Here is a 20072-nt window from a genome sequence, read left to right as displayed (position 1 = left end):
CCTAGGTCTCGTCGGTCGGTGGTACCCCCTGCTTTCAGGGTCGGGCGGGCGTCACCGCTCCATCGTCGCTCCGTACGGTCAGACGGAGAAACTCGGGACAGAGTTGCACAACGCAGAGTGCCCACCGCGTACAGCGGTGGGCACTCTGCGTAGTCACTCCTGGTGGGCGACGCCCGTGAACCCTGTGGCAGGGATCTCGGTTGTGACCTTTCCGACGCTCTTGTCCTAGTCGCCGTTACCGGGCATCGGCGTCGTCTTCTGGATCTGCAACAGGAACTCGGCGTTCGACTTCGTCTGCTTCATCTTGTCCAGAAGCAGCTCGATCGCCTGCTGCGAGTCGAGCGCGTGCAGCACCCGGCGCAGCTTCCAGGTGATGGCCAGCTCCTCGGCGCCGAGGAGGATCTCTTCCTTACGGGTGCCGGACGCGTCCACGTCCACCGCCGGGAAGATGCGCTTGTCGGCGAGCTTCCGGTCGAGCTTGAGCTCCGCGTTGCCGGTGCCCTTGAACTCCTCGAAGATCACCTCGTCCATGCGGGACCCGGTGTCCACCAGGGCGGTGGCGAGGATGGTCAGCGAGCCGCCGTCCTCGATGTTGCGGGCCGCACCGAAGAAGCGCTTCGGCGGGTACAGGGCGGTCGAGTCGACACCACCGGACAGGATGCGGCCGGAGGCCGGCGCCGCCAGGTTGTAGGCACGGCCCAGACGCGTGATGGAGTCGAGCAGGACGACGACGTCGTGACCCAGCTCCACGAGGCGCTTGGCGCGCTCGATGGCCAGCTCGGCGACCGTGGTGTGGTCCTCGGCCGGGCGGTCGAAGGTCGAGGAGATGACCTCGCCCTTGACCGACCGCTGCATGTCGGTGACCTCTTCCGGACGCTCGTCGACGAGGACGACCATCAGGTGGCACTCGGGGTTGTTGTGCGTGATCGCGTTGGCGATCGCCTGCATGATCATGGTCTTGCCGGTCTTCGGCGGGGCCACGATCAGACCGCGCTGGCCCTTGCCGATGGGCGACACGAGGTCGATGATGCGGGTGGTCAGCACGCCCGGGTCGGTCTCCAGGCGGAGCCGGTCCTGCGGGTAGAGCGGGGTCAGCTTGTTGAACTCCGGTCGGCCGCGGCCGTGTTCGGGCGCCATGCCGTTGACGGAGTCGAGGCGGACCAGCGCGTTGAACTTCTCGCGGCGCTCGCCCTCCTTCGGCTGGCGGACCGCGCCGGTGACGTGGTCACCCTTGCGCAGGCCGTTCTTGCGGACCTGGGCGAGGGAGACGTACACGTCGTTCGGACCCGGCAGGTAGCCGGAGGTGCGGATGAAGGCGTAGTTGTCGAGGATGTCCAGGATGCCCGCGACGGGGATCAGGACGTCGTCCTCGGCGAGCTGCGGCTCGTTGGCGCCGAACTCGTCGCGGCCACGGCGGCCACGGCGGTCGCGGTAGCGCCCGCGACGGCCCCGGCGGCCGCCCTCGAAGTCGTCGTCGTCCTGCGGGCCGTTGTCGCGCTGGCGGTCCTGACGGTCCTGCCGGTCCTGCCGGCTGCCGCCCTGCTGCTGGCCGCCCTGCTGCTGACGGTCCTGACGGCCGCCCTGGCCCTGCTGGTCGTCGCCCTTGCCGCGACGGTCGCGGTCCCGGCCGCGCTCACGGCGGTCGCGGCGGCCGCGGCCCTCGCCCTCGGCGGCGTCGCCCTTGGCGCCCTCGCCCTGCTGCTGGGCTTCGGTCCTGGACTCGGCCTTCGCCTCGGCGACGACCGTCTCGGCGCCGCTCGCGGTGGGGCTGCCGGCCTCGGCGGTGGCGCGGCGGCGACGGCGCTCGGTGGGCGCGTCGTCGGAGGCCGGCTGGCCGGGGATCTCGATCTGCTGCTGGGCCACGGCCTTCTCGGCCGGAGCCTCGGCCTTCTTGTCGCCGTCGGCGGCCTCACCCGTGCGGGCCTTGGAGGTGGCGCGGCGCTTGGGCTTGGTCTCGGTGGCGGTCTCGGCCTTGGCGGCGGCTCCCCCGGAGGGGGTACCCCCACCGGCGGCCTGCGCCTCCTTGATGACCTCGATCAGCTGGCTCTTGCGCATCCGCGCGGTGCCCCTGATGCCGAGGCCCGAGGCGACCTGTTGCAGCTCGGCCAGCACCATGCCCTCAAGGCCGGTACCGCGGCGCCGCCGGGAGCCGGCACCGGTGGCAGGCGCGGAGGCGTCCGTGGCGGGCGCGGCAGCGGTCTCCTCGACACGTGCGCCCATCAGATCGGTGGTGTCGCTCACGAAGGGTCCTTCCCTGGAGCGGACGTCGGCCTGTCTGGCTCGGCGACCGGTTGTGCTGTCCGGCTACGGTCCTGCTTCTGTGAACCGCGCCGGGGCGGTGGTCCGCCAAAGCGGCGGAAGAGAAATGTGCGGTGATCGGCGCTTCCGCGAGTCGTGGCACCCAGTGTCACGTGGCGTGGTAGCACCGGTTCCGGAGCGTGCCCGGCGGCCCGCTCAGTGCTCGCATACGTCGTACTGCCCAGGTGCGGCGCAAGGAACACGGAGTGGCGTGGGAGGCTCCCGGAAGAATGTCTGTCCCGGACGGGGACACGAGGCACCTCGCCATGGTGGGGTCGGGTGCAGACTTGAGATTAACACTACCGGATCCAACAAACATTCCCCCTCTCCAAATCCGGCAACCGGACGCAGTTAATCAACACCGGAGGTCGCGAGCGGCAGCACGCTCGCGCCCTGTACGTCCAGGTCCAGCCGGTTGGCGGCCCAGCCCTCACCCGCGAGGTGAGAGACCTTGTCGGCGCTGTCGGCGTCGGCCAGCGCCATGACGGTGGGGCCGGCGCCCGAGATGACGGCCGGGATGCCGTCGGCGCGCAGCCGCTCCACGAGCGCGGCGCTCTCCGGCATGGCCGGGGCGCGGTACTCCTGGTGAAGGCGGTCCTCGGTGGCGGGCAGCAGCAGCTCGGGGCGCCGGGTGAGGGCCTCGACGAGCAGGGCGGCACGGCCCGCGTTGGCGGCGGCGTCGACGTGCGGCACGGAGCGCGGGAGCAGACCGCGCGCGGTCTCCGTCAGGACCGGCTTTCCGGGTACGAAAACCACCGGAACGATGGAATCGCTGGGCTCCATCCTGATCGCCCGGGCGGCGCCGGCCTCCATCCAGGACAGGGTGAATCCGCCGAGCAGACAGGCGGCGACGTTGTCGGGGTGGCCCTCGATCTCCGTGGCCAGTTCGAGGAGGGCGGCGTCGTCGAGCCTGGCCTCCCCGCCTATGGTCACCGCGCGGGCGGCGACGATGCCGGCGCAGATGGCGGCGGAGGAGGAGCCCAGGCCGCGGCCGTGCGGAATGCGGTTGGCGCAGACGATTTCCAGGCCGCGGGGCTGTCCGCCCAGCAGATCGAAGGCGGTACGCATCGAGCGGACGAGGAGGTGGCTCTCGTCGCGCGGGAGGGTCTCGTTGCCCTCGCCCGCGATGTCGATGTGCAGCCCGGCGTCGGCCACCCGGACGACCACGTCGTCGTACAGCCCCAGCGCGAGGCCGAAGGCGTCGAAGCCCGGGCCGAGATTGGCGCTGGTGGCGGGGACGCGCACCCGGACGGCGGCGGCGCGGAACGCTGGACCGGCCATCGCTCGTTGACTCTCCTTGAGCTGCGTGACTGTCGAAGACATTCGATGACGTTCGATACGTGCTGGAGACCCGCGGACCGCGCAGACGGCGCGGCGTCACCCATATGCGCAGGCATATGCAATGGGCGGGTTCCCTACAGCCTATCGAAGGAAGGTTCTGTGGCGACATAGGGCGCACAGGAGGCGCACGATGCGTGTCGTAAGCCCCCTGTGCACCCTGTCAGGGTTTTACCAGGGCTCAGGCCAGGCCGAGGCGCTCGGCGGCGGTGGCCGCGTCGACCGGCACGGTGACCGGCTGCGGGGCGCCGGCGACGGCCCAGTCGGGGTCCTTCAGACCGTTGCCGGTGACGGTGCACACGATCCGCTGGCCCGGGTCGACCTTGCCCTGCTCGGCAGCCTTGAGCAGACCGGCCACGGAGGCGGCGGAGGCGGGCTCCACGAAGACACCCTCCTGCGCGGCCAACATCCGGTAGGCGCGCAGGATTTCACGGTCCGTCACCTCGTCGATGGCACCGCCGGACTCGTCGCGGGCCGCGAGCGCGAACACCCAGGAGGCGGGGTTGCCGATGCGGATGGCGGTGGCGATGGTCGAGGGGTCCTTGACGACCTCGCCGCGCACGATCGGCGCGCTGCCGGAGGCCTGGAAGCCCCACATCCGGGGGGTCTTCGCGGAGATGCCGTCGGCGGCGTACTCCTTGTAGCCCTTCCAGTAGGCGGTGATGTTGCCCGCGTTGCCGACCGGCAGGACGTGGATGTCGGGCGCGTCGCCGAGCATGTCCACGATCTCGAAGGCGGCCGTCTTCTGGCCCTCGATCCGCACCGGGTTGACCGAATTGACCAGCGCCACCGGGTAGTTCTCGCTCAGCTCGCGGGCGAGGGTGAGGCAGTCGTCGAAGTTGCCGTCGACCTGGAGGATCTTCGCGCCGTGCACGAGGGCCTGGCCCATCTTGCCGAGCGCGATCTTGCCCTGCGGCACGAGGACGGCCGAGACCATGCCGGCCCGCACGGCGTACGCGGCGGCGGAGGCCGACGTGTTGCCGGTGGAGGCGCAGATGACGGCCTTGGCCCCGTCCTCCTTGGCCTTGGAGATGGCCATGGTCATGCCGCGGTCCTTGAAGGAGCCGGTGGGGTTGGCGCCCTCGACCTTCAGGTGGACCTCACAGCCCGTGCGCTCGGAGAGCACCTGCGCGGGCACGAGCGGCGTGCCGCCCTCGCGGAGCGTCACGACCGGCGTGGTGTCGGATACCGGCAGCCTGTCCCGGTACTCCTCGATGATTCCGCGCCACTGGTGGGTCATTGCTGGTTACTCTCCTTCAACCCGCATGATGCTGGCGACACCCCGCACGGTGTCGAGCTTGCGCAGCGCCTCGACGGTCCCGGTGAGGGAGGCGTCGGACGCCCGGTGGGTGACGACGACGAGGGAGGCCTCGCCGTCCTTGCCCTGCTGGCGAACGGTGTCGATCGACACCCCGTGCTCGGCGAAGACGGTGGCGACCTGGGCGAGCACGCCCGGCTTGTCCGCGACGTCGAGGCTGATGTGGTAGCGCGTGACGACCTCGCCCATGGGCGAGACGGGCAGGGCCGCGTACGCCGACTCACCGGGCCCCGTTGCGCCGTTGAGCCGGTTACGGCAGACGGCGACGAGGTCGCCGAGCACGGCGGAGGCGGTCGGGGAACCGCCGGCGCCGGGGCCGTAGAACATGAGCTGGCCGGCCGCGTCGGACTCCACGAAGACGGCGTTGTACGCGCCGCGCACGGAGGCGAGCGGGTGGCTCAGCGGAATCATGGCGGGGTGCACGCGCGCGGTGACGGACGCCCCGTCCTGCGCCCGCTCGCAGATGGCGAGCAGCTTGATGGTGCAGCCCATCTCCTTCGCCGAGCGGAAGTCGGCGGCGGTGACCTCGGCCATGCCCTCGCGGTAGACGTCGTCGAGACGCACGCGCGTGTGGAAGGCGATACCGGCGAGGATGGCGGCCTTGGCGGCGGCGTCGAAACCCTCGACGTCGGCGGTCGGGTCGGCCTCGGCGTACCCGAGCGCGGTGGCCTCGTCGAGCGCCTCCTGATAGCCGGCGCCCGTGGAGTCCATCTTGTCGAGGATGAAGTTGGTGGTGCCGTTGACGATGCCGAGCACCCGGTTGACCTTGTCGCCGGCGAGGGACTCGCGCAGCGGGCGGATCAGCGGGATGGCACCGGCGACGGCGGCCTCGTAGTACAGGTCCCGGTCGTGCTCCTCGGCGACGGCGTGCAGGGCGGCGCCGTCCTGGGCGAGCAGGGCCTTGTTCGCGGAGACGACGGACGCGCCGTGCTCGAAGGCGGTGGTGATCAGGGACCGGGCGGGCTCGATGCCGCCGATCACCTCTACCACGACGTCGATGTCCCCCCGTTTGACGAGGGCGGTGGCGTCGGTGGTCACGAGTTCCGCCGGGATGCCCTCGCGCACCTTGGAGGGCCGCCGTACGGCGACGCCCGCGAGTTCCACCGGGGCGCCGATCCTCTGGGCGAGGTCGTCGGCGTGCGTCGTCATGATGCGCGCCACCTCTGAGCCGACAACCCCACAGCCCAGCAGCGCCACCTTCAGCGGACGCGTACGCATCATCCGACCTCGTTTCCTCATACCGTCTACGGTTGGACCAGTCTCACTCACCGGACGGGAGTTTCTACCCTTGGTCCGGATCGTGAGACATGAATTTCATTTGTACGGGGCCGGGCGACAGGAGATCTTCCAGCCCCTCTGTTCGTGACTAGCCGACGTCGAGGCGCAGCAGGTCCTCCTCCGTCTCACGCCGGACGATCACCCGGGCCTCCCCGTCCCGCACGGCGACGACGGGCGGCCGGAGCACATGGTTGTAGTTGCTGGCCATGGACCGGCAGTACGCGCCCGTGGCCGGTACGGCGATGAGGTCCCCCGGCGCCAGGTCGGCCGGCAGGAACGCGTCCTTGACCACGATGTCCCCGCTCTCGCAGTGCTTGCCGACCACGCGGGCGAGCATGGGCTCGGCGGTGGAGGTGCGCGAGACGAGGGCGACGCTGTACTCGGCGTCGTACAGCGCCGTGCGGATGTTGTCGGACATGCCGCCGTCGACGGACACGTACGTCCGCAACCCGTCGAGCGGCTTGACGGTGCCGACCTCGTAGAGGGTGAAGGCGGTGGGCCCGACGATGGCGCGGCCGGGCTCGACGGAGATCCGGGGAGTGCGCAGCCGGGCGGCCTCGCACTCCCGGGTGACGATCTCGGTGAGGGCCTTGGCGATCTCGTGCGGCTCGCGCGGATCGTCGTCGCTGGTGTAGGCGATGCCGAGCCCGCCCCCGAGGTCGATCTCGGGCAGCTCGACGCCGTGCTCGTCCCGGACGTCCTTGAGCAGCCCCACCACGCGGTGCGCGGCGACCTCGAAGCCGGACATGTCGAAGATCTGCGACCCGATGTGGGAGTGGATGCCGATCAGTTCGAGCCCGTCGAGCTGGAGGGCCCGCCGCACGGCCTCGGCGGCCTGCCCGCCGGCGAGCGGGATCCCGAACTTCTGGTCCTCGTGGGCGGTGGCGATGAACTCGTGCGTGTGCGCCTCCACGCCGACCGTGATCCGGATCTGGGCCTTCTGCCGCTTGCCGAGGGACTGTGCGATGTGGGCGACGCGCACGATCTCCTGGAACGAGTCGAGCACGATCCGCCCGACCCCGGCCTCGACGGCGCGACGGATCTCGTCCGTGGACTTGTTGTTGCCGTGGAAGGCGATGCGCTCGGCGGGCATGCCGGCGGACAGGGCGGTGGCCAGCTCCCCGCCGGAACACACGTCGAGATTGAGCCCCTCCTCGTCGAGCCAGCGCACGACGGCACGCGAGAGGAAGGCCTTGCCGGCGTAGAACACGTCGGCGTCGGGCCCGAAGGCGGTGCGCCAGGCACGCGCCCGGGCCCGGAAGTCGGCCTCGTCGAGGACGTACGCGGGGGTCCCGAACTCCTCGGCGAGCCGGTTCACATCGACCCCGCCGACGGTGACGACCCCGTCGGCGTCCCGCCCGACGGTCTGGGCCCACACCTTGTGGTCGAGGGTGTTGAGATCGGCGGGCGGCGCGGAGTAGTGGCCCTCGGGCAGGACATCGGCGTGACGGGGCCCGGCGGGATGGGCGGAACGGCTCATGACGGTGGCTCTCAGACTCTCTGTCTCTCTCCGGGGCGCGTCTGCACTGGGGCCTCAGAGATGTTCGGGTGCGTCGATACCGAGCAGGGACAGGCCGCCGGCCAGCACCGTCCCGGCGGCTTCGGCGAGCGCGAGCCGGGCGCGGTGGGCGGCCGAGGGTTTCTCCTCGCCGCAGGGGAGCACGGAGGCGAGGAAGGGCAGCGCGGCATCGGCGACGGTGACGAGATGCCGGGCGAGCCGGTCCGGGGCACGGTGGGTGGCGGCCGCGGCGAGGATACGGGGGTGTTCGGCGAGGGCGGCGAGCAGCTCGCGGGGAGCGGTACCGCTGTCGAAGCCGGTGTCGGTGTCGCTGTCGAGGCCGAGGGGGCCGGGTTCGGCGCTGAAGCCCAGGCGGCCGGCGTTTCTGCTGAGGGACCGGACACGCGCGTGGGCGTACCGCACCCGGAACAGCGGATTGCTCTCCCGCTGGACGAGATGGTCGGCGGTGATCCGGGGCCGGTCGTGCGGTGCGGGATGCAGCAGCGCCCACTGGGCGGCGTCGGCCCCGAGCGGGGCGGGGTCCTCCGGCGCGGGTACCGGCCGCAGGTTGACGGGCTCGCCGTGCTCGACGGTGGCCCGCCCGCCCTGCGCGGCGACCAGCCGTACGACGGCGTCGGCGACGACCTCGGCCCGGACCTCGTACGGCACGCGCAGCGCGACGATCTGCCCGGCGAGGGCGTCGCCGTGGCCGTACGCGGCACCGCGGGCGCCGACCTCCCGGACGACGGCGGTGACGAGGTCGGCCTGCGCCCGCTCGGCGAGGCTGATGTTGAGGAACCCGGGGCCGGTGACGACGACGTCGCGGATGCCGTCGGCGTCGGTGAGCCGGGGCACCAGGATCTCGGCGACCCGTCGCGAAGGCTGCCCGGCCGACCGGGCGAGCTGGAGGGCGATGGTCGTGGCGTAGTCCCCGCACCCCCCGGGCCCCGGCACGGTCACCACGGCCCGCTCGGGCACCGTCACACTCAGCTCCCCGTCATCGACAGCACGGCGCACCGCATGCAGCACGGTGCGGGACAACTCGACGGGGGTCACGGGACAAGCGTAGGGGAGGGAGGGGGTGGGTATGCGACGTGGTTTCTCACTGTGGGACGGGCGGGGGATTTACGGGGTTTCGGGAGGGGCGAGCGGCCGGCATCCCAGCTCACGGCCCACCGACCGCACGGGCTGCGGCCTAGCCGCCGTAGAAGATCCGGTGGCTCGGTACGCCGTCGGCGGCGGCGCTGTCCTGCCCGCCCCCGCCGCCCGGTTCCCCGTCGCCGTCGCCCTCGCCGTCGTCTCCCCCGTCATCGCCGCCGCGGCGCCCGCCGTCTCCCCCGTGCCCCGCTCCCCCGCGGCCGTCCCCGCGCTGGATGAGCTGCTTGACGAGCCGGACCAGGTCGGCCGGTTCGAAGGGCTTGGCGAGGAAGGCGTCGACGCCGACGTCGAGGCCGCTCTCGACCTCGTGCTGCGTGCACGCGCTGATGATGGCGAGCGGCAGATGGTGCGTACGGGGATCGGCGCGCAGCCGGGCCGCGGTGCGCAGGCCGTCCAGCCGGGGCATCACGACGTCGAGGGTCACGACATCGGGCCGCACCTGGTGCACCACGTCCAGACACTCGGCACCATCGGCCGCGGTCACGACCTCAAGCCCTTCCAGCTCGAGATTGACCCTGATCAGCTGCCGGATGACCTTGTTGTCGTCCACAACAAGCACCCGACCCGAGGCGCCTGGCACACGTCGAGAGTAGGTCCGGACCGGCCACCGCGTCCGGGTTTTCCCCACTTCCGCCCCGTACAGGGGACCCGTTCCGCCGACCACCGCACACCGGCCCCGCCGCACCCCGCTCCCCACCCCCGGAAACGGGTTCCTGATCACCCCGCCGGACCTGCTAGTGTTCTACCCGTCGCCGCGAGCGAAGCGCTCAACAGCCGACACGCCCCCGTAGCTCAGGGGATAGAGCAACGGCCTCCGGAGCCGTGTGCGCAGGTTCGAATCCTGCCGGGGGCACTCCGGATTAAGGCGCTGAGCTGCAGAAATGCAGGTCAGCGCCTTTCTTGTGCATGCCAAAACTGCAACGGCCAACTTGGCCGTAATCGCCCGACGCCCTGGGACGCTGACCTGAGGCTTCACAGCACCGAACCGGCGATTTCCCATTTGTCCGATCCCGTGGAATCGCTCCGTGCGGGACATACGTGGGACGAACGTGAATAAACGAAGCTCCTGTAAGAGAAGCCCCTCTCCTCACCTGTCTGTTTGCAGCCAAGACGGCGAGAAGCGCACCCGGCGCAGCAGGCCGTTTCACTTTCCTGGGTCGGAGTTCGCATCGGTCGCGTCAGGGGGTCAGTACTGCAGCCCGCCTGGACCGGCCAATGTTCCTGCTGGAGCTGATCGCGCAGGTTAACCCCTGGATCAGCCGGGGCAGTTCATGGCAGAGGATGCCTTCGGCAAGTACCTACTGACGTCGCCGACCCGGTGAGAGATACTGCGGAAGGTTCCGACTGACGATCATGCACTGAGCTGGGGGAAACAGTGGCGGGCGGGAACGATCCTTACGCACGGGAGCTCGCGCGGCAGACCAGAGAACGGGAGCGAGCTCGGAAGGCCGCTGAGGCCGAGGCCAAGCGGAAGGCCCGTGAGGAGAAGCTCGCCCATGAAGCGGCCCGCGCCCAGGAAGCCGTCGACCGGTCCAGCGTTGCCGAGAACGATGCCGAGCAACTCTCCAAGCTGTTACAGACAGCCGTACTGGAGGGACAACCGCTGACGTTCGATCGGCTGAAGCAGGAGTTTGTTCCCTCCTTGTTCGTGCCACCCAAGGGACGTACGAAAGCCGCACCCGTGCCGCGCTGGGAGGAGTACGAGCCGGAGGCACCGCGGGGGCTGCTCAGCGCTCTCGGTTTCGGACGGCGCGGCCACGACGCCGAGGTCGAAGCCGCCCGCAAGCGGTTCGACAGAGCACTGCGAGACCATGCGCGCGACGAAAAGAAGCGCGTCGAGAAGCTGGAAAAGGCTCGCGCCCAACACGAGGAGCGCAACCAGGAAGAGGCCGCCCGGGTCGAGGCATGGAATACCGACCTCGAACAGCGACGAAGCGCGTACCGGGACAGAGACGTGGAGGCCGTCGGGTGGTTCGCCGACCAGGTCTTGGCCGCCTCCGGGTACCCGCACGGCTTCCCCAAGGCCCACCAGGTCTCGTACCAGGCGGATACGGGTGACCTTCTGGTTGAGATCGACCTGCCACTGGAGGACGTGGTCCCAGCGGCGCGCTCATACCGGTACGTGAAGACGCGTGACGAGATCACGCCTGTTCCGCGTCCGGAGAAAGAGCGCAAGGAGTTGTACGCGTCAGTCCTGGCTCAAACAGCTCTGCGCACCGTGCACGAACTCTTTGCCGCCGACACCGACGGCGTGATCCAGTCCATCGCCTTGAACGGGCATGTGGCCACCATCGACCGCGCCACCGGGCGGGACGTCCACCCGTGCTTGATCACGCTCCAGACCGACCGGGACGAGTTCAGTCAGCTGGTCCTGACCCAAGTGGATCCACGGGCCTGCTTGAAACGACTGCGGTCACTGATCTCGCCGAACCCATACGAGTTGGAGCCGGTGCGGCCGCTCGTCACGTTCGACCTGTCCAAGTTCCGCATCATGGACAGCCTGGACGTCGTGGCGGGCCTGGACAGCCGCCCCGTACTGATCGACCTGACACCCACCGAGTTCGAGCACCTCATTAGGCAACTGTTCGAAGCCATCGGCCTGGACAGCGTGAACACCCAGCCCTCGAAGGACGAGGGTGTGGATGCGGTCGCCATGAACACTGACCCCGTGATGAAGGGCCTGTGCATCATCCAGGCCAAACGCACCAAGAACGTGGTCCCGTTCGAGACCGTCTCCGCACTCGCCGGCGTCGTGGAACACAAGCGGGCCGCCAAAGGCATCCTGGTGTCAACCTCCTGGTTCGGCCGAGCCAGCGAGGCATTCGCCAACGAACACGGGCGCCTCGAACTCCTCGACGGAGCCAACCTGGTGCACCTGTTCAAGGAGCACATGAACCTCGATGTCATCCCGGGGCCGGTGCCTCCGAAACGACGCCCCAAGTAGGGGTCGAGCCCCAGCCGCGGCGTGGGACATCTCTACACCTCGCTACTGACGTACGCCCCGTACCCGGAAAAGTTGCTCCGGCTCCGGGGCAAACCGCCCGCACCGGGCCCCTTCCCGCGCTCCTCCGTACCTGGTGAGCGTCACCGGATCGGAAGCTCGGACTGTTGACCGCGACGAGTCAGCGAACGCACACGTTCATCGGGCTCTATCGGTACTCCTTGAGCAGCGCCTCGATGCGCTGGTTAGCGACCGCTTGTCGTCCATACAGGCACTTGGCGTATCGGGTCATGAGGACCTCAACGCTGTTGCCGGCGCGTTCGGCGACCTCGGTGGGATCTACTGCCGGCATTCAGCCAGGTAGACAGGGCCGAGTGGCGGAGGTCGTACGGGCGGGCCGCGAGCGGTGAGTCCGCCACATCCGGCGGGAGGGCAAGGTCACGGGCTTCATGCCAGACGCCGTAATAGGTGCTGGAGCCTACGATGCCGCCGTGCTCGTTGAAGAACAGCCGTCCGTCCTCCGCAGTGCCGAAGGTCTGGATGCTCTCCCGCCACAGCATCACCAGCTCGGGCGGCAGCGGCACCGGTCAGGTGTCGCCCGGCGGGTGGCTCTTCAGAGCACGCTCGTCATGGAGGCGCCCGGTGTCGGTCCACTCCTTGCCCGCCTGGGGTCGAGTGACGTGCAGGATCGCCCTGCCCCAACCCTCCGTGGGCAGAACGCAGTCCGGCAGGGACACTGCAACCGCCTCCGCAGGCCGCAGTCCGGCGTAGTACATGCCAGCGAACAAGCCGACCAACCGCCGTCCGCGGGCACGCCGGTAGCCACCGACGTACGAGAGAGCGCACAGCAGGGAGCGCGCCTGGGCAGGGTTGGCGACTACCCGTGGGTCGACCTGCTTTACGGTCTTGGTGATCCGCCAGTTGATGGGGGCCATCGGGTCGGTGCGGAGTCCGCCTTGCTCGATCGCGTACCGCACTGCGTTCACGAGGGTCATGCGCTTGTGTCCCTGGGTCTCGGCGGCTGCGATCATGCCGTCCTGCTTCAGCTGCAGGGCTTGCCTCACCGCCCGCATGACGACCGGGTCCATCAAGTCGGCCAAGGGGCGTGACGCCCTCTCCACCCAGCGCAGAGCAAGCCGCACGTCGGCGGGCGCCATACGCGGGTCCGGCCGGGGCACGACGAACGCCCAGTCCCGCAGCGCCTGCCGCAGCAACTCGTCGTTGGGGCGGCCTCGTACGTTCCGGAGCATCGCCTGGGTGACCGAGCACAGTGCATCGTTGGTCTCGTTGCGGGTTTTCGCCCCGACCTGCGGCCAGCGCATCTCCAGATAGCCGAGCGCGAAGTCATACCAGCTGGTGGAGACCGAGCCGTGGCTTGTCCCCGCAGAGACCGACTCATCAGCGGCGCCCACTCGGACCGCTCGGACCAGCGCGGCGCCGAGCTCGTCCGCTAGCGCCCTGACTTCCGTCGCACTTCCCGCGGAAGTGTTTCTGCCGGCCCGCGCCGCAATCACGGTCTTGCCCCCACTTCTCCGTCTGGGAACGCGGTGTGTCTGCGATCCCGAACTCCTCATGACGTCCACCACCTCTCTGACCAGGGGAGCGCTTCCGGCCCAGGTTGCAGCGGGGCCCTCGGCGTCCTCGCTGTGCATGCCAGGTAACGCACAAGTCACCAAGGCGAGTCATAGGGGTTCTCTCTGCAAGGCAGGACTTCGACACCCGCAGAGAGGATGAGGGGTAGGATGAGTAGCATGAGTGAGCCTACCGGCAAGTATTCCATCACTATGCCGCGCGACATCGCCGAAGCCGCCAAGGCCCGCAGCGGCCCCTCCGGGTTGTCCGCCTACGTGGCCGCCGCCGTGGCCCGTCAGATCGAACGCGACAATCTGAACGAGCTCATCCAGGTCGCCGAGGCCGAACACGGGCCCGTCACGGACGAGGAGATTCAGACTCTCCGCGACCAGCTTCACCAGGCCCGATTGGAGCAGACACGGGACGGGGCGAACGCCGCGTGACCCGATCTCCTGCCGTCCCTGGTGGCACCCTCGTCCTGGACAGCGAAGGACTAGCCAAGGCCGTGCTGCGCGATCGCACAGTCACCGGCTGGCTCGCCCTCGCACGCGCCGACGACCTGCGAGTGATCACCTCTGCGGCAACCCTCGTCGAGGTGGTCCACCCCCGGATCAACCGGCCGGCCCTGGAGTGGACGCTGTCCCGACTCGTCGTGGAACCGGTGACCGAGCCCATCGCCCGCCACGCCGCCGTGCTCCTCGCTGACGCCGGGCTGCACGGCCACAAGTACGCCATCGACGCCATGCTCAGCGCAACCGCCCTCGCCGCCCCCGACCCAGTCACGATCCTGACCTCCGACCCGGAGGACCTCACCGCCCTCTGCAGCGGACACGCCACTGTCATCAAGATTTGACCAGCACCCAAAAGTAGGTTGCGAACAAAGATTCGATGATCCAGGGCGCGCGTTGAACGGCTGCGCAGACCACAAGAAGAAACGGGTACCGATCCGCAAAACAGATGACTCCTCGGTCTCGCATGTACCAGAATCCTTCTCAACTACGGCCGCGAGCTGAAGAGTTCGCGGCACCCGGTTGAGAGTGGGGGTCTGCTGCACGATCGGGTGACATCTGAACTTGCCTGCCCCTAGGCCGACCGTTTGCGGGACGCGGTCTTCTTCGTCGTCGGCTTGGCGGTCTTCTTCGCCGCGGACTTGGCCGCAGGCTTCTTCGCCGTCGCCGTCTTCTTGGCGGCCGGAGTCTTCTTCTCGGTGGCGGCGGTCTTGCGTGGCAGGCGTCTGACCTCCGCCTCGACGTCCGAGGGGGGTTCGCCCCGGGACTCGCGGGCCGCTCGCACGCTGCTCTCCAGCGCCGCCATCAGGTCGAGGACCTTGCCGCCGGCCGCGGGGGCCGGGGTCTCGGGCGGGGCCTCGCCGGAGGCCTTCGCGGCGATGACCTCCTCCAGGGCCTCCCGGTACTCGTCGTGCAGGTCCGCCAGGTCGACCTCGCCCAGGGTGTCCATCAGGGCGTCGGCGAGGTCGAGTTCCTTGTCGCGGACGGTGACGTCGGTGTCCGGGGCGACGCCCTCGGGGGCGCGTACCTCGTCCGGCCAGAGCAGGCCGTGCATGGCGATGGCGTCGCCGACCACCCGCAGCATGCCGAGGCGTTCGCGGCCGCGCAGGGCGTACTTCGCGATGGCCACCTTGTTGCTGCGCTTCAGGGCCTCCCGGAGGAGGACGTACGGCTTGGCGGCCGGGACCCCGCTCGCGGCCAGGTAGTACGCCGCGTCCATCTGGAGCGGGTCGATCCGGTCGGCCGGTACGAAGGCCACGATCTCGATCGTGCGGGCGGTGGGGATGGGGAGGTGGGAGAGGTCGTCGTCGGTGATCGGGATGATCGTGCCGTCCGCGTCCTCGTAGCCCTTGCCGATCTCCGCGGCGCTGACCTCGCGGTCCTCCAGTTCGCAGACCTTGCGGTAGCGGATGCGGCCGCCGTCCTCGGTGTGGATCTGGCGGAAGGAGACCGAGTGGCTCTCCGTGGCGTTCACCAGCTTGATCGGGATGCTGACGAGACCGAAGGAGATCGCGCCGTTCCATATCGACCGCACGTGCCGCACCCGCCCTTCCGTCGGTTCCACCGGTTTCGCTGGTTTTGCCTGTTTATCTGGGATTGTCATCTTATGACGCCTATCACAGAGGTGGCGGGCCGGCGGGTCGCGCTCAGCAACCTGGAGAAGGTGCTGTATCCGCGGACCGGTTTCACCAAGGCGGAGCTGGTGCACTACTACGCGACCAGCGCCGACGCGCTGCTGCCGCATCTGCGCGACCGGGCCGTGTCCTTCCTGCGCTATCCGGACGGGCCCGACGGGCAGGTGTTCTTCACCAAGAACGTGCCGCCGGGTACGCCCGAGTGGGTCACCACCGCCGAGGTGCCCCGCTCGGAGGGGCCGGCCCGGATGGTCGTCGTACAGGATCTGGCCAGCCTCGTCTGGGCCGCGAACCTCGTCACCGAGTTCCATACGCACCAGTGGCTCGTGCAGCGCCCCGACGAGGCCGACCGGCTGGTGTTCGACCTCGATCCGGGGCCGCCCGCCCATCTCGTCCACTGCTGCGAGGTGGCCCTGTGGCTGCGCGAGCGGCTCGCGGCGGACGGGATCGCGGCGTACCCGAAGACGGCGGGGTCGAAGGGGCTGCATCTGCTGGCCGCCGTGCGGGGCTCGTCCGCCGAGCGGGCCAGCGAGTACGCCAAGGCGCTCGCCGTCGAGGCCGAGCGGGCCATGCCCCGGCTGGTGGTGCACCGGATGACCAGGAGCCTGCGGCCGGGCAAGGTGTTCGTCGACTGGAGCCAGAACGCCGCGCGCAAGACCACGGCCACGCCCTACACCCTGCGCGCCCGCCCCACACCGCTCGTCTCCGCCCCGGTCACCTGGGACGAGGTCGCGGACTGCCACAGCCCGTCCCAGCTGGAGTTCCAGGCTCGGGACATCGCCCCGCGGCTGCGGGACCTCGGGGAGCTGATGGCACCCCTGCTGGACCCGGAGACGGCGGCTCCGCTGCCCGGGTGACTCCTACACCCTCCCCCACGTGTTCCGGTCCCGTGCCATTCCGTGCAGCGCCTCCACGTCCGCCGGCTTCAGCACCCCGCCCAGCCGGGCCAGGTCCGCCAGATCCGTGTCCTGGAGGATCCGCAGGGCGCGCGGCCGGGCGGTGACCGTCACCTCGGCGGGGCCCGCGAGGGCCAGGACCGGGCGGACCTCGGCGGTCAGGGCGTAGGAGGCGCGGTCGGCGTCCGCGCGCAGGCGGCGCAGGAGGGGCTCGGGCTCGCGGCGGCCGACGGTGACCAGGGGGTCGGCGACCAGGATCCGGGCCTTACGGGCGTACAGGGCGTGGACGGCGAAGACGCCGCCGGGGCCGAGCAGCAGATGGTGGATGCGGTCGCCGCCGGGCAGCACGAGGGAGTGCAGGGTGTGCCAGCCGGCGCCCTCCAGGGCGTCCAGGGCCTGGCCGACGGTCTGCTCGGCGGTCAGGGCGCGGCGGCGCGGGTCGGGGCGCAGCCGGTGGGCGGGGCCGGGATCGCGGTCGAGGGCGACGAGCAGGGCCTCGCCGGGGCGGTTGGGCGCCAGGTCGTCGTCGGGGTGCAGGGTCAGCCGGGCCAGTTCGGCCGGGGTCGGGACCGGGGGCGGGCCCACGGTCACCGGGCCGGTCAGAAAGGGTTTCAGGGCGTGGAGTACGTCGTCCCTGCTGTCCTCGCCGAGCAGGTTCACCCGGCCCGCCTCCCGGTCGTACCAGGCGACGTTGCTGCCGTCCGGGCGGCAGACGTACAGCCGTTCCCGGCCGTGCCGATAGGCCGGCACCACGCGCAGTGCGTTCATGCGCCATCACCCCTCGACCATGGGAACAGGCGGGGTGCTCCGGGGGCAAGACCGGTTACCTTGAAGAAAGGCCCTGGAGGACGGCCCTGTGCAGGGGAGTTGGGGAGGCGCCGTTGCGGATCCGCGGGAGGCAGCCCGCCGTACCGGCTCCGGAGCGTCCGTGGAGCGAGATCGTGCCCGGCCTGTGGATGGGCGGGCACGAGGTCCGGGGCCGTTCCGGGCGGGCAGAGCCCGTCGTGGTGCGGGACGAGTTCGACGTGGTGCAGACGCTGCTGCGGCTGCCGGGGCACGGCCCCGATCCGGGCGTCGAGCACCATGTGTGGCCGATTCCCGACGGACCGCTGGACGGGACGCAGCTCGCCGGGGTGATGCGGCTGGCGGGCGCGGCGAACGAGGCGCTGGACTCCGGGCGCCGGGTGCTCGTGCGCTGCTACCACGGGTACAACCGCTCGGGCCTGGTCGTCGCCCACGCCCTGGTCCAGCGCGGACACTCCTCGCCGGACGAGGTGATCCAGCTGATCCGGGCCCGGCGCTCGGCCTGGGCGCTGCACAACGAGCTGTTCGTGGAGTACCTGCGCGCGGGACTGCCGACCGTCCGGCTGCTCGAAGATCTGGCCGAGTAACCTCTGCGCAGCACCACCCCCAGGGAATAAAAAGGACTTCCCTACAAAATTACGAGCAATACGAGACTACGCATAAGGTTGTACGGGGTCCCGTCCGGCCCCTCGCCCCGACCAGTCCGCCCGCCCGACCAGTCCGCCCGCCCGTCCGTCCGTCAGCCCCAGGAGCACCGTGCCAGCCCGCCGTCCCGCGCGTATCGCCCTCGCCGCGGTCGCCGTCGCCCTGCTGTCGGTGACGGCATCGGGCTGCGGGGACCGCGGCGCGCTGCGGGCCGCCGGGCCGACCCCGACGGCGGTCAGCCCCGCCAAGCTCTGGCCCGACCTCCGGCCGGCGTCCAGCCCGGCCTACCCCTACGACGTGGCGACCCGGTCGCTCGTCAAGGGGATCAAGGTCCCCGGCGACGACATCCGCAAGGTGAACCCGGTCGACGTGGTCGCGGCGGAGATCAGGTCGGAGCCGGACGACTACGGGTCGAAGGGGGCGTACCACGGGACCGTGGACCGGCTGAAGGACTGCCGGCCCGGCGGCGACGAGGCGCGCTGCCCGCTGCTGAAGCCGTACTACCGGGACCTCACCGGCGACGGCAAGGACGATCTGACGCTCGGCTTCCGGCTCTACCCGACCAACCAGACGGCGGTACGGGTCTACACGGTCGAGAAGCACCGGCTGGTGCAGGTGCTGGCCGACAACGATGCGATCCTCGGGGTGGAGCTGGCCGGGCGGGCGCTGATCGAGCGCTCGCCGGCGGACATCTCCGGCTACGAGTACCGCACGACCTGGGTGTGGGACCCGGGACAGCGCGCGATGGTGTTCTCGCGGGACGAGTACCTGCACACCGGTGACGGACGGAAGGCCACGAAGCCGTCCCGGTCCGCCGCGCCGTCCGCCTCACCCTCCGCCAGGTCCTCCACCCCGGCCTCCGCCCCGGCCTCCTCACCCCCGTCGGCCACCCCCTCGGCGGGCACCTCGTGAAGCCCGGTCTGCCGCGGTGGGCCGGTCCGCTCGCCGTGAAGGCGGCCGTGTTCATCACGGTCATGTGCTGTGCGCTGGCCGCGCTGCTCGGCGTCCTGGTGCACGTCTCGGTGACCGACCGGACCGTCAACCAGGCCCGCGACCAGGCGCTGTCCCGGCTCGACGACGCCACGCAGGCGTACGAGGCCGGGGACACGCTGCTGCCGGGCGCCGGTGTGGACCCCGAGGGGCTGCCCTCGTCGCTGCGGTCGCTGGCGGCGTCGGGGCAGCGCGGCACGGTGGTCTCCACGCACCGGGGGCGCCCGACCATGTGGGCGGCGGGCCCGGCGGCCGGGCACCGGGCGCTGGCCGTGGAGCTGGACTACTCGCAGCAGGTCCGCACGATCACCGGGCTCGACACCTCGATCCTGTGGTCGTCGGGGCTCGCGATCGGGATCACCGTGCTGGTCGGGGTGTTCGCGGTGACCCGGGTGACCCGGCGGCTGCACGCCACCGCGCGCGTGGCGCGGCGGATCAGCACCGGCGACCTGGACGCGCGCGTGGACGACCCGCTGTCCAAGGATCCGTTCCGGCCGCAGGACGAGGTGGCCGCGGTCGCGGCGGCCCTGGACAGGATGGCCTCCACGCTGCAGAGCAAGCTGCTGAGCGAGCAGCGGTTCACGGCGGACGTGGCGCACGAGCTGCGCACCCCGCTGACCGGGCTGCACGCGGCCGCGGAGCTGCTGCCGCCGGGCCGGCCGACGGAGCTGGTGCGGGACCGGGTGGCGGCGCTGCGCACCCTCACCGAGGACCTGCTGGAGATCTCCCGGCTCGACACCGGGCGGGAGAAGCCGGCGGTGGGCACCGAGGAGCTGGGGGCGCTGGCCCGGCGGGTGGTGCGGGCGTCGGGCACCGACACGGAGGTGCGGATCGTCCGTAACGCGCGCGTGGAGACCGACCGGCGGCGGCTGGAGCGGGTGCTGGGGAACCTGGTGGCCAACGCGCACAAGCACGGAGGGCTTCCCGTGGTGCTGACGGTGGACGGGCCGGTGGTGACCGTGCGGGACCACGGGGGCGGGTATCCGAAGTACCTGGTGGCCCATGGGCCGCAGAGGTTCCGCACGGAGGGCGGGGCCACGGGACACGGGCTGGGGCTCACCATCGCCAAGGGCCAGGCGGAGGTCCTGGGCGCGCGGCTGGCGTTCGCCAACGCGGTGGACGGGGGCGCGGTGGCCACGCTGATCCTCCCGGTGGACGAATCCCCGGGCCTCTGAGAGAGCGTCGTGCCGGGC

At 70.5% G+C, this 20072-nt stretch carries 18 protein-coding genes and 1 tRNA gene; 8 read left to right on the top strand and 11 right to left on the bottom strand.

The window, feature by feature from the left end; genetic code table 11:
• Window positions 1-225: 225 nt before the first annotated feature.
• The 7 genes from rho to AC4OXY_RS32115 all read right to left on the bottom strand — a co-directional run bounded on the left by rho (window position 226) and on the right by AC4OXY_RS32115 (window position 9516).
• On the bottom strand, window positions 226-2241 hold the full coding sequence (gene rho / locus AC4OXY_RS32145) for a transcription termination factor Rho (RefSeq protein ID WP_491991489.1): 2016 nt from the start codon (window positions 2239-2241) through the stop codon (window positions 226-228).
• A 408-nt stretch (window positions 2242-2649) separates the two neighbouring features.
• Window positions 2650-3579: a homoserine kinase gene (thrB, locus tag AC4OXY_RS32140; protein WP_356027721.1), complete on the bottom strand. Its 930-nt coding sequence runs from the start codon at window positions 3577-3579 to the stop codon at window positions 2650-2652.
• Window positions 3580-3817: 238 nt separating this feature from the next.
• Complete coding sequence (gene thrC / locus AC4OXY_RS32135) at window positions 3818-4876, bottom strand: threonine synthase (protein ID WP_491991488.1); 1059 nt, start codon at window positions 4874-4876, stop codon at window positions 3818-3820.
• A 6-nt stretch (window positions 4877-4882) separates the two neighbouring features.
• Complete coding sequence (locus AC4OXY_RS32130) at window positions 4883-6175, bottom strand: homoserine dehydrogenase (RefSeq protein WP_356027717.1); 1293 nt, start codon at window positions 6173-6175, stop codon at window positions 4883-4885.
• Between the two features lie 145 nt (window positions 6176-6320).
• Window positions 6321-7712, bottom strand: coding sequence for a diaminopimelate decarboxylase (lysA, locus tag AC4OXY_RS32125; RefSeq protein ID WP_356027714.1), 1392 nt, complete (start codon window positions 7710-7712; stop codon window positions 6321-6323).
• A 54-nt stretch (window positions 7713-7766) separates the two neighbouring features.
• Window positions 7767-8786: an ArgS-related anticodon-binding protein NrtL gene (gene nrtL, locus AC4OXY_RS32120; RefSeq protein WP_491991487.1), complete on the bottom strand. Its 1020-nt coding sequence runs from the start codon at window positions 8784-8786 to the stop codon at window positions 7767-7769.
• A 139-nt stretch (window positions 8787-8925) separates the two neighbouring features.
• The gene (locus AC4OXY_RS32115) at window positions 8926-9516 is read right to left on the bottom strand and encodes a response regulator (RefSeq protein WP_491991486.1); all 591 of its coding nucleotides are present in this window, start codon (window positions 9514-9516) and stop codon (window positions 8926-8928) included.
• Between the two features lie 153 nt (window positions 9517-9669).
• On the opposite strand from AC4OXY_RS32115, the gene AC4OXY_RS32110 reads away from it, so the two are divergent.
• Window positions 9670-9741 (top strand) — tRNA-Arg (locus AC4OXY_RS32110).
• 522 nt (window positions 9742-10263) lie between these two features.
• The gene (locus AC4OXY_RS32105; protein ID WP_491991485.1) at window positions 10264-11832 is read left to right on the top strand and encodes a restriction endonuclease; all 1569 of its coding nucleotides are present in this window, start codon (window positions 10264-10266) and stop codon (window positions 11830-11832) included.
• A 296-nt stretch (window positions 11833-12128) separates the two neighbouring features.
• On the opposite strand, the gene AC4OXY_RS32100 is transcribed toward AC4OXY_RS32105, so the two are convergent.
• Entirely contained in the window at window positions 12129-12413 is a 285-nt protein-coding gene (locus tag AC4OXY_RS32100; protein WP_491991484.1) for a hypothetical protein, read from the bottom strand.
• 3 nt (window positions 12414-12416) lie between these two features.
• Complete coding sequence (locus AC4OXY_RS32095) at window positions 12417-13241, bottom strand: site-specific integrase (RefSeq protein ID WP_491991483.1); 825 nt, start codon at window positions 13239-13241, stop codon at window positions 12417-12419.
• 339 nt (window positions 13242-13580) lie between these two features.
• Here AC4OXY_RS32095 and AC4OXY_RS32090 point away from each other — a divergent pair, with 339 nt between their 5' ends.
• Both AC4OXY_RS32090 and AC4OXY_RS32085 read left to right on the top strand, forming a co-directional pair.
• Window positions 13581-13844: a CopG family transcriptional regulator gene (locus AC4OXY_RS32090; protein ID WP_376288882.1), complete on the top strand. Its 264-nt coding sequence runs from the start codon at window positions 13581-13583 to the stop codon at window positions 13842-13844.
• Window positions 13841-14254 (top strand): type II toxin-antitoxin system VapC family toxin, encoded by a 414-nt coding sequence (locus tag AC4OXY_RS32085; RefSeq protein WP_376288881.1) that lies wholly within the window; start codon window positions 13841-13843, stop codon window positions 14252-14254. Before AC4OXY_RS32090 ends, AC4OXY_RS32085 begins: the two co-directional genes overlap by 4 nt.
• Window positions 14255-14484: 230 nt before the next feature.
• Here AC4OXY_RS32085 and ku read toward each other — a convergent pair whose 3' ends face one another.
• A complete protein-coding gene (ku, locus tag AC4OXY_RS32080; RefSeq protein ID WP_491991482.1) occupies window positions 14485-15444 on the bottom strand; it encodes a non-homologous end joining protein Ku in 960 nt (319 codons plus the stop codon).
• 72 nt (window positions 15445-15516) lie between these two features.
• Between ku and ligD the strand changes: the two genes are divergently transcribed.
• Window positions 15517-16401 (top strand): non-homologous end-joining DNA ligase, encoded by an 885-nt coding sequence (gene ligD, locus AC4OXY_RS32075; protein ID WP_491991481.1) that lies wholly within the window; start codon window positions 15517-15519, stop codon window positions 16399-16401.
• A 3-nt stretch (window positions 16402-16404) separates the two neighbouring features.
• Here the strand turns inward: ligD and AC4OXY_RS32070 are convergent, their stop codons facing one another.
• A complete protein-coding gene (locus tag AC4OXY_RS32070; protein ID WP_402065932.1) occupies window positions 16405-17208 on the bottom strand; it encodes a nuclease-related domain-containing protein in 804 nt (267 codons plus the stop codon).
• 113 nt (window positions 17209-17321) lie between these two features.
• Between AC4OXY_RS32070 and AC4OXY_RS32065 the strand changes: the two genes are divergently transcribed.
• From AC4OXY_RS32065 to AC4OXY_RS32055, 3 genes are all read left to right on the top strand, one after another.
• Window positions 17322-17831 (top strand): protein-tyrosine phosphatase family protein, encoded by a 510-nt coding sequence (locus AC4OXY_RS32065; protein ID WP_356027690.1) that lies wholly within the window; start codon window positions 17322-17324, stop codon window positions 17829-17831.
• 169 nt (window positions 17832-18000) lie between these two features.
• On the top strand, window positions 18001-18801 hold the full coding sequence (locus AC4OXY_RS32060) for a hypothetical protein (RefSeq protein WP_376288878.1): 801 nt from the start codon (window positions 18001-18003) through the stop codon (window positions 18799-18801).
• A complete protein-coding gene (locus tag AC4OXY_RS32055; RefSeq protein ID WP_362818639.1) occupies window positions 18798-20054 on the top strand; it encodes an ATP-binding protein in 1257 nt (418 codons plus the stop codon). Before AC4OXY_RS32060 ends, AC4OXY_RS32055 begins: the two co-directional genes overlap by 4 nt.
• The last annotated feature ends 18 nt before the right edge of the window (window positions 20055-20072 follow it).

This window comes from Streptomyces sp. HUAS MG56, from assembly GCF_058673395.1.
The sequence above is the reverse complement of the archived record's forward strand: the minus strand, read 5'-3'. Positions and strand labels throughout refer to the sequence as shown.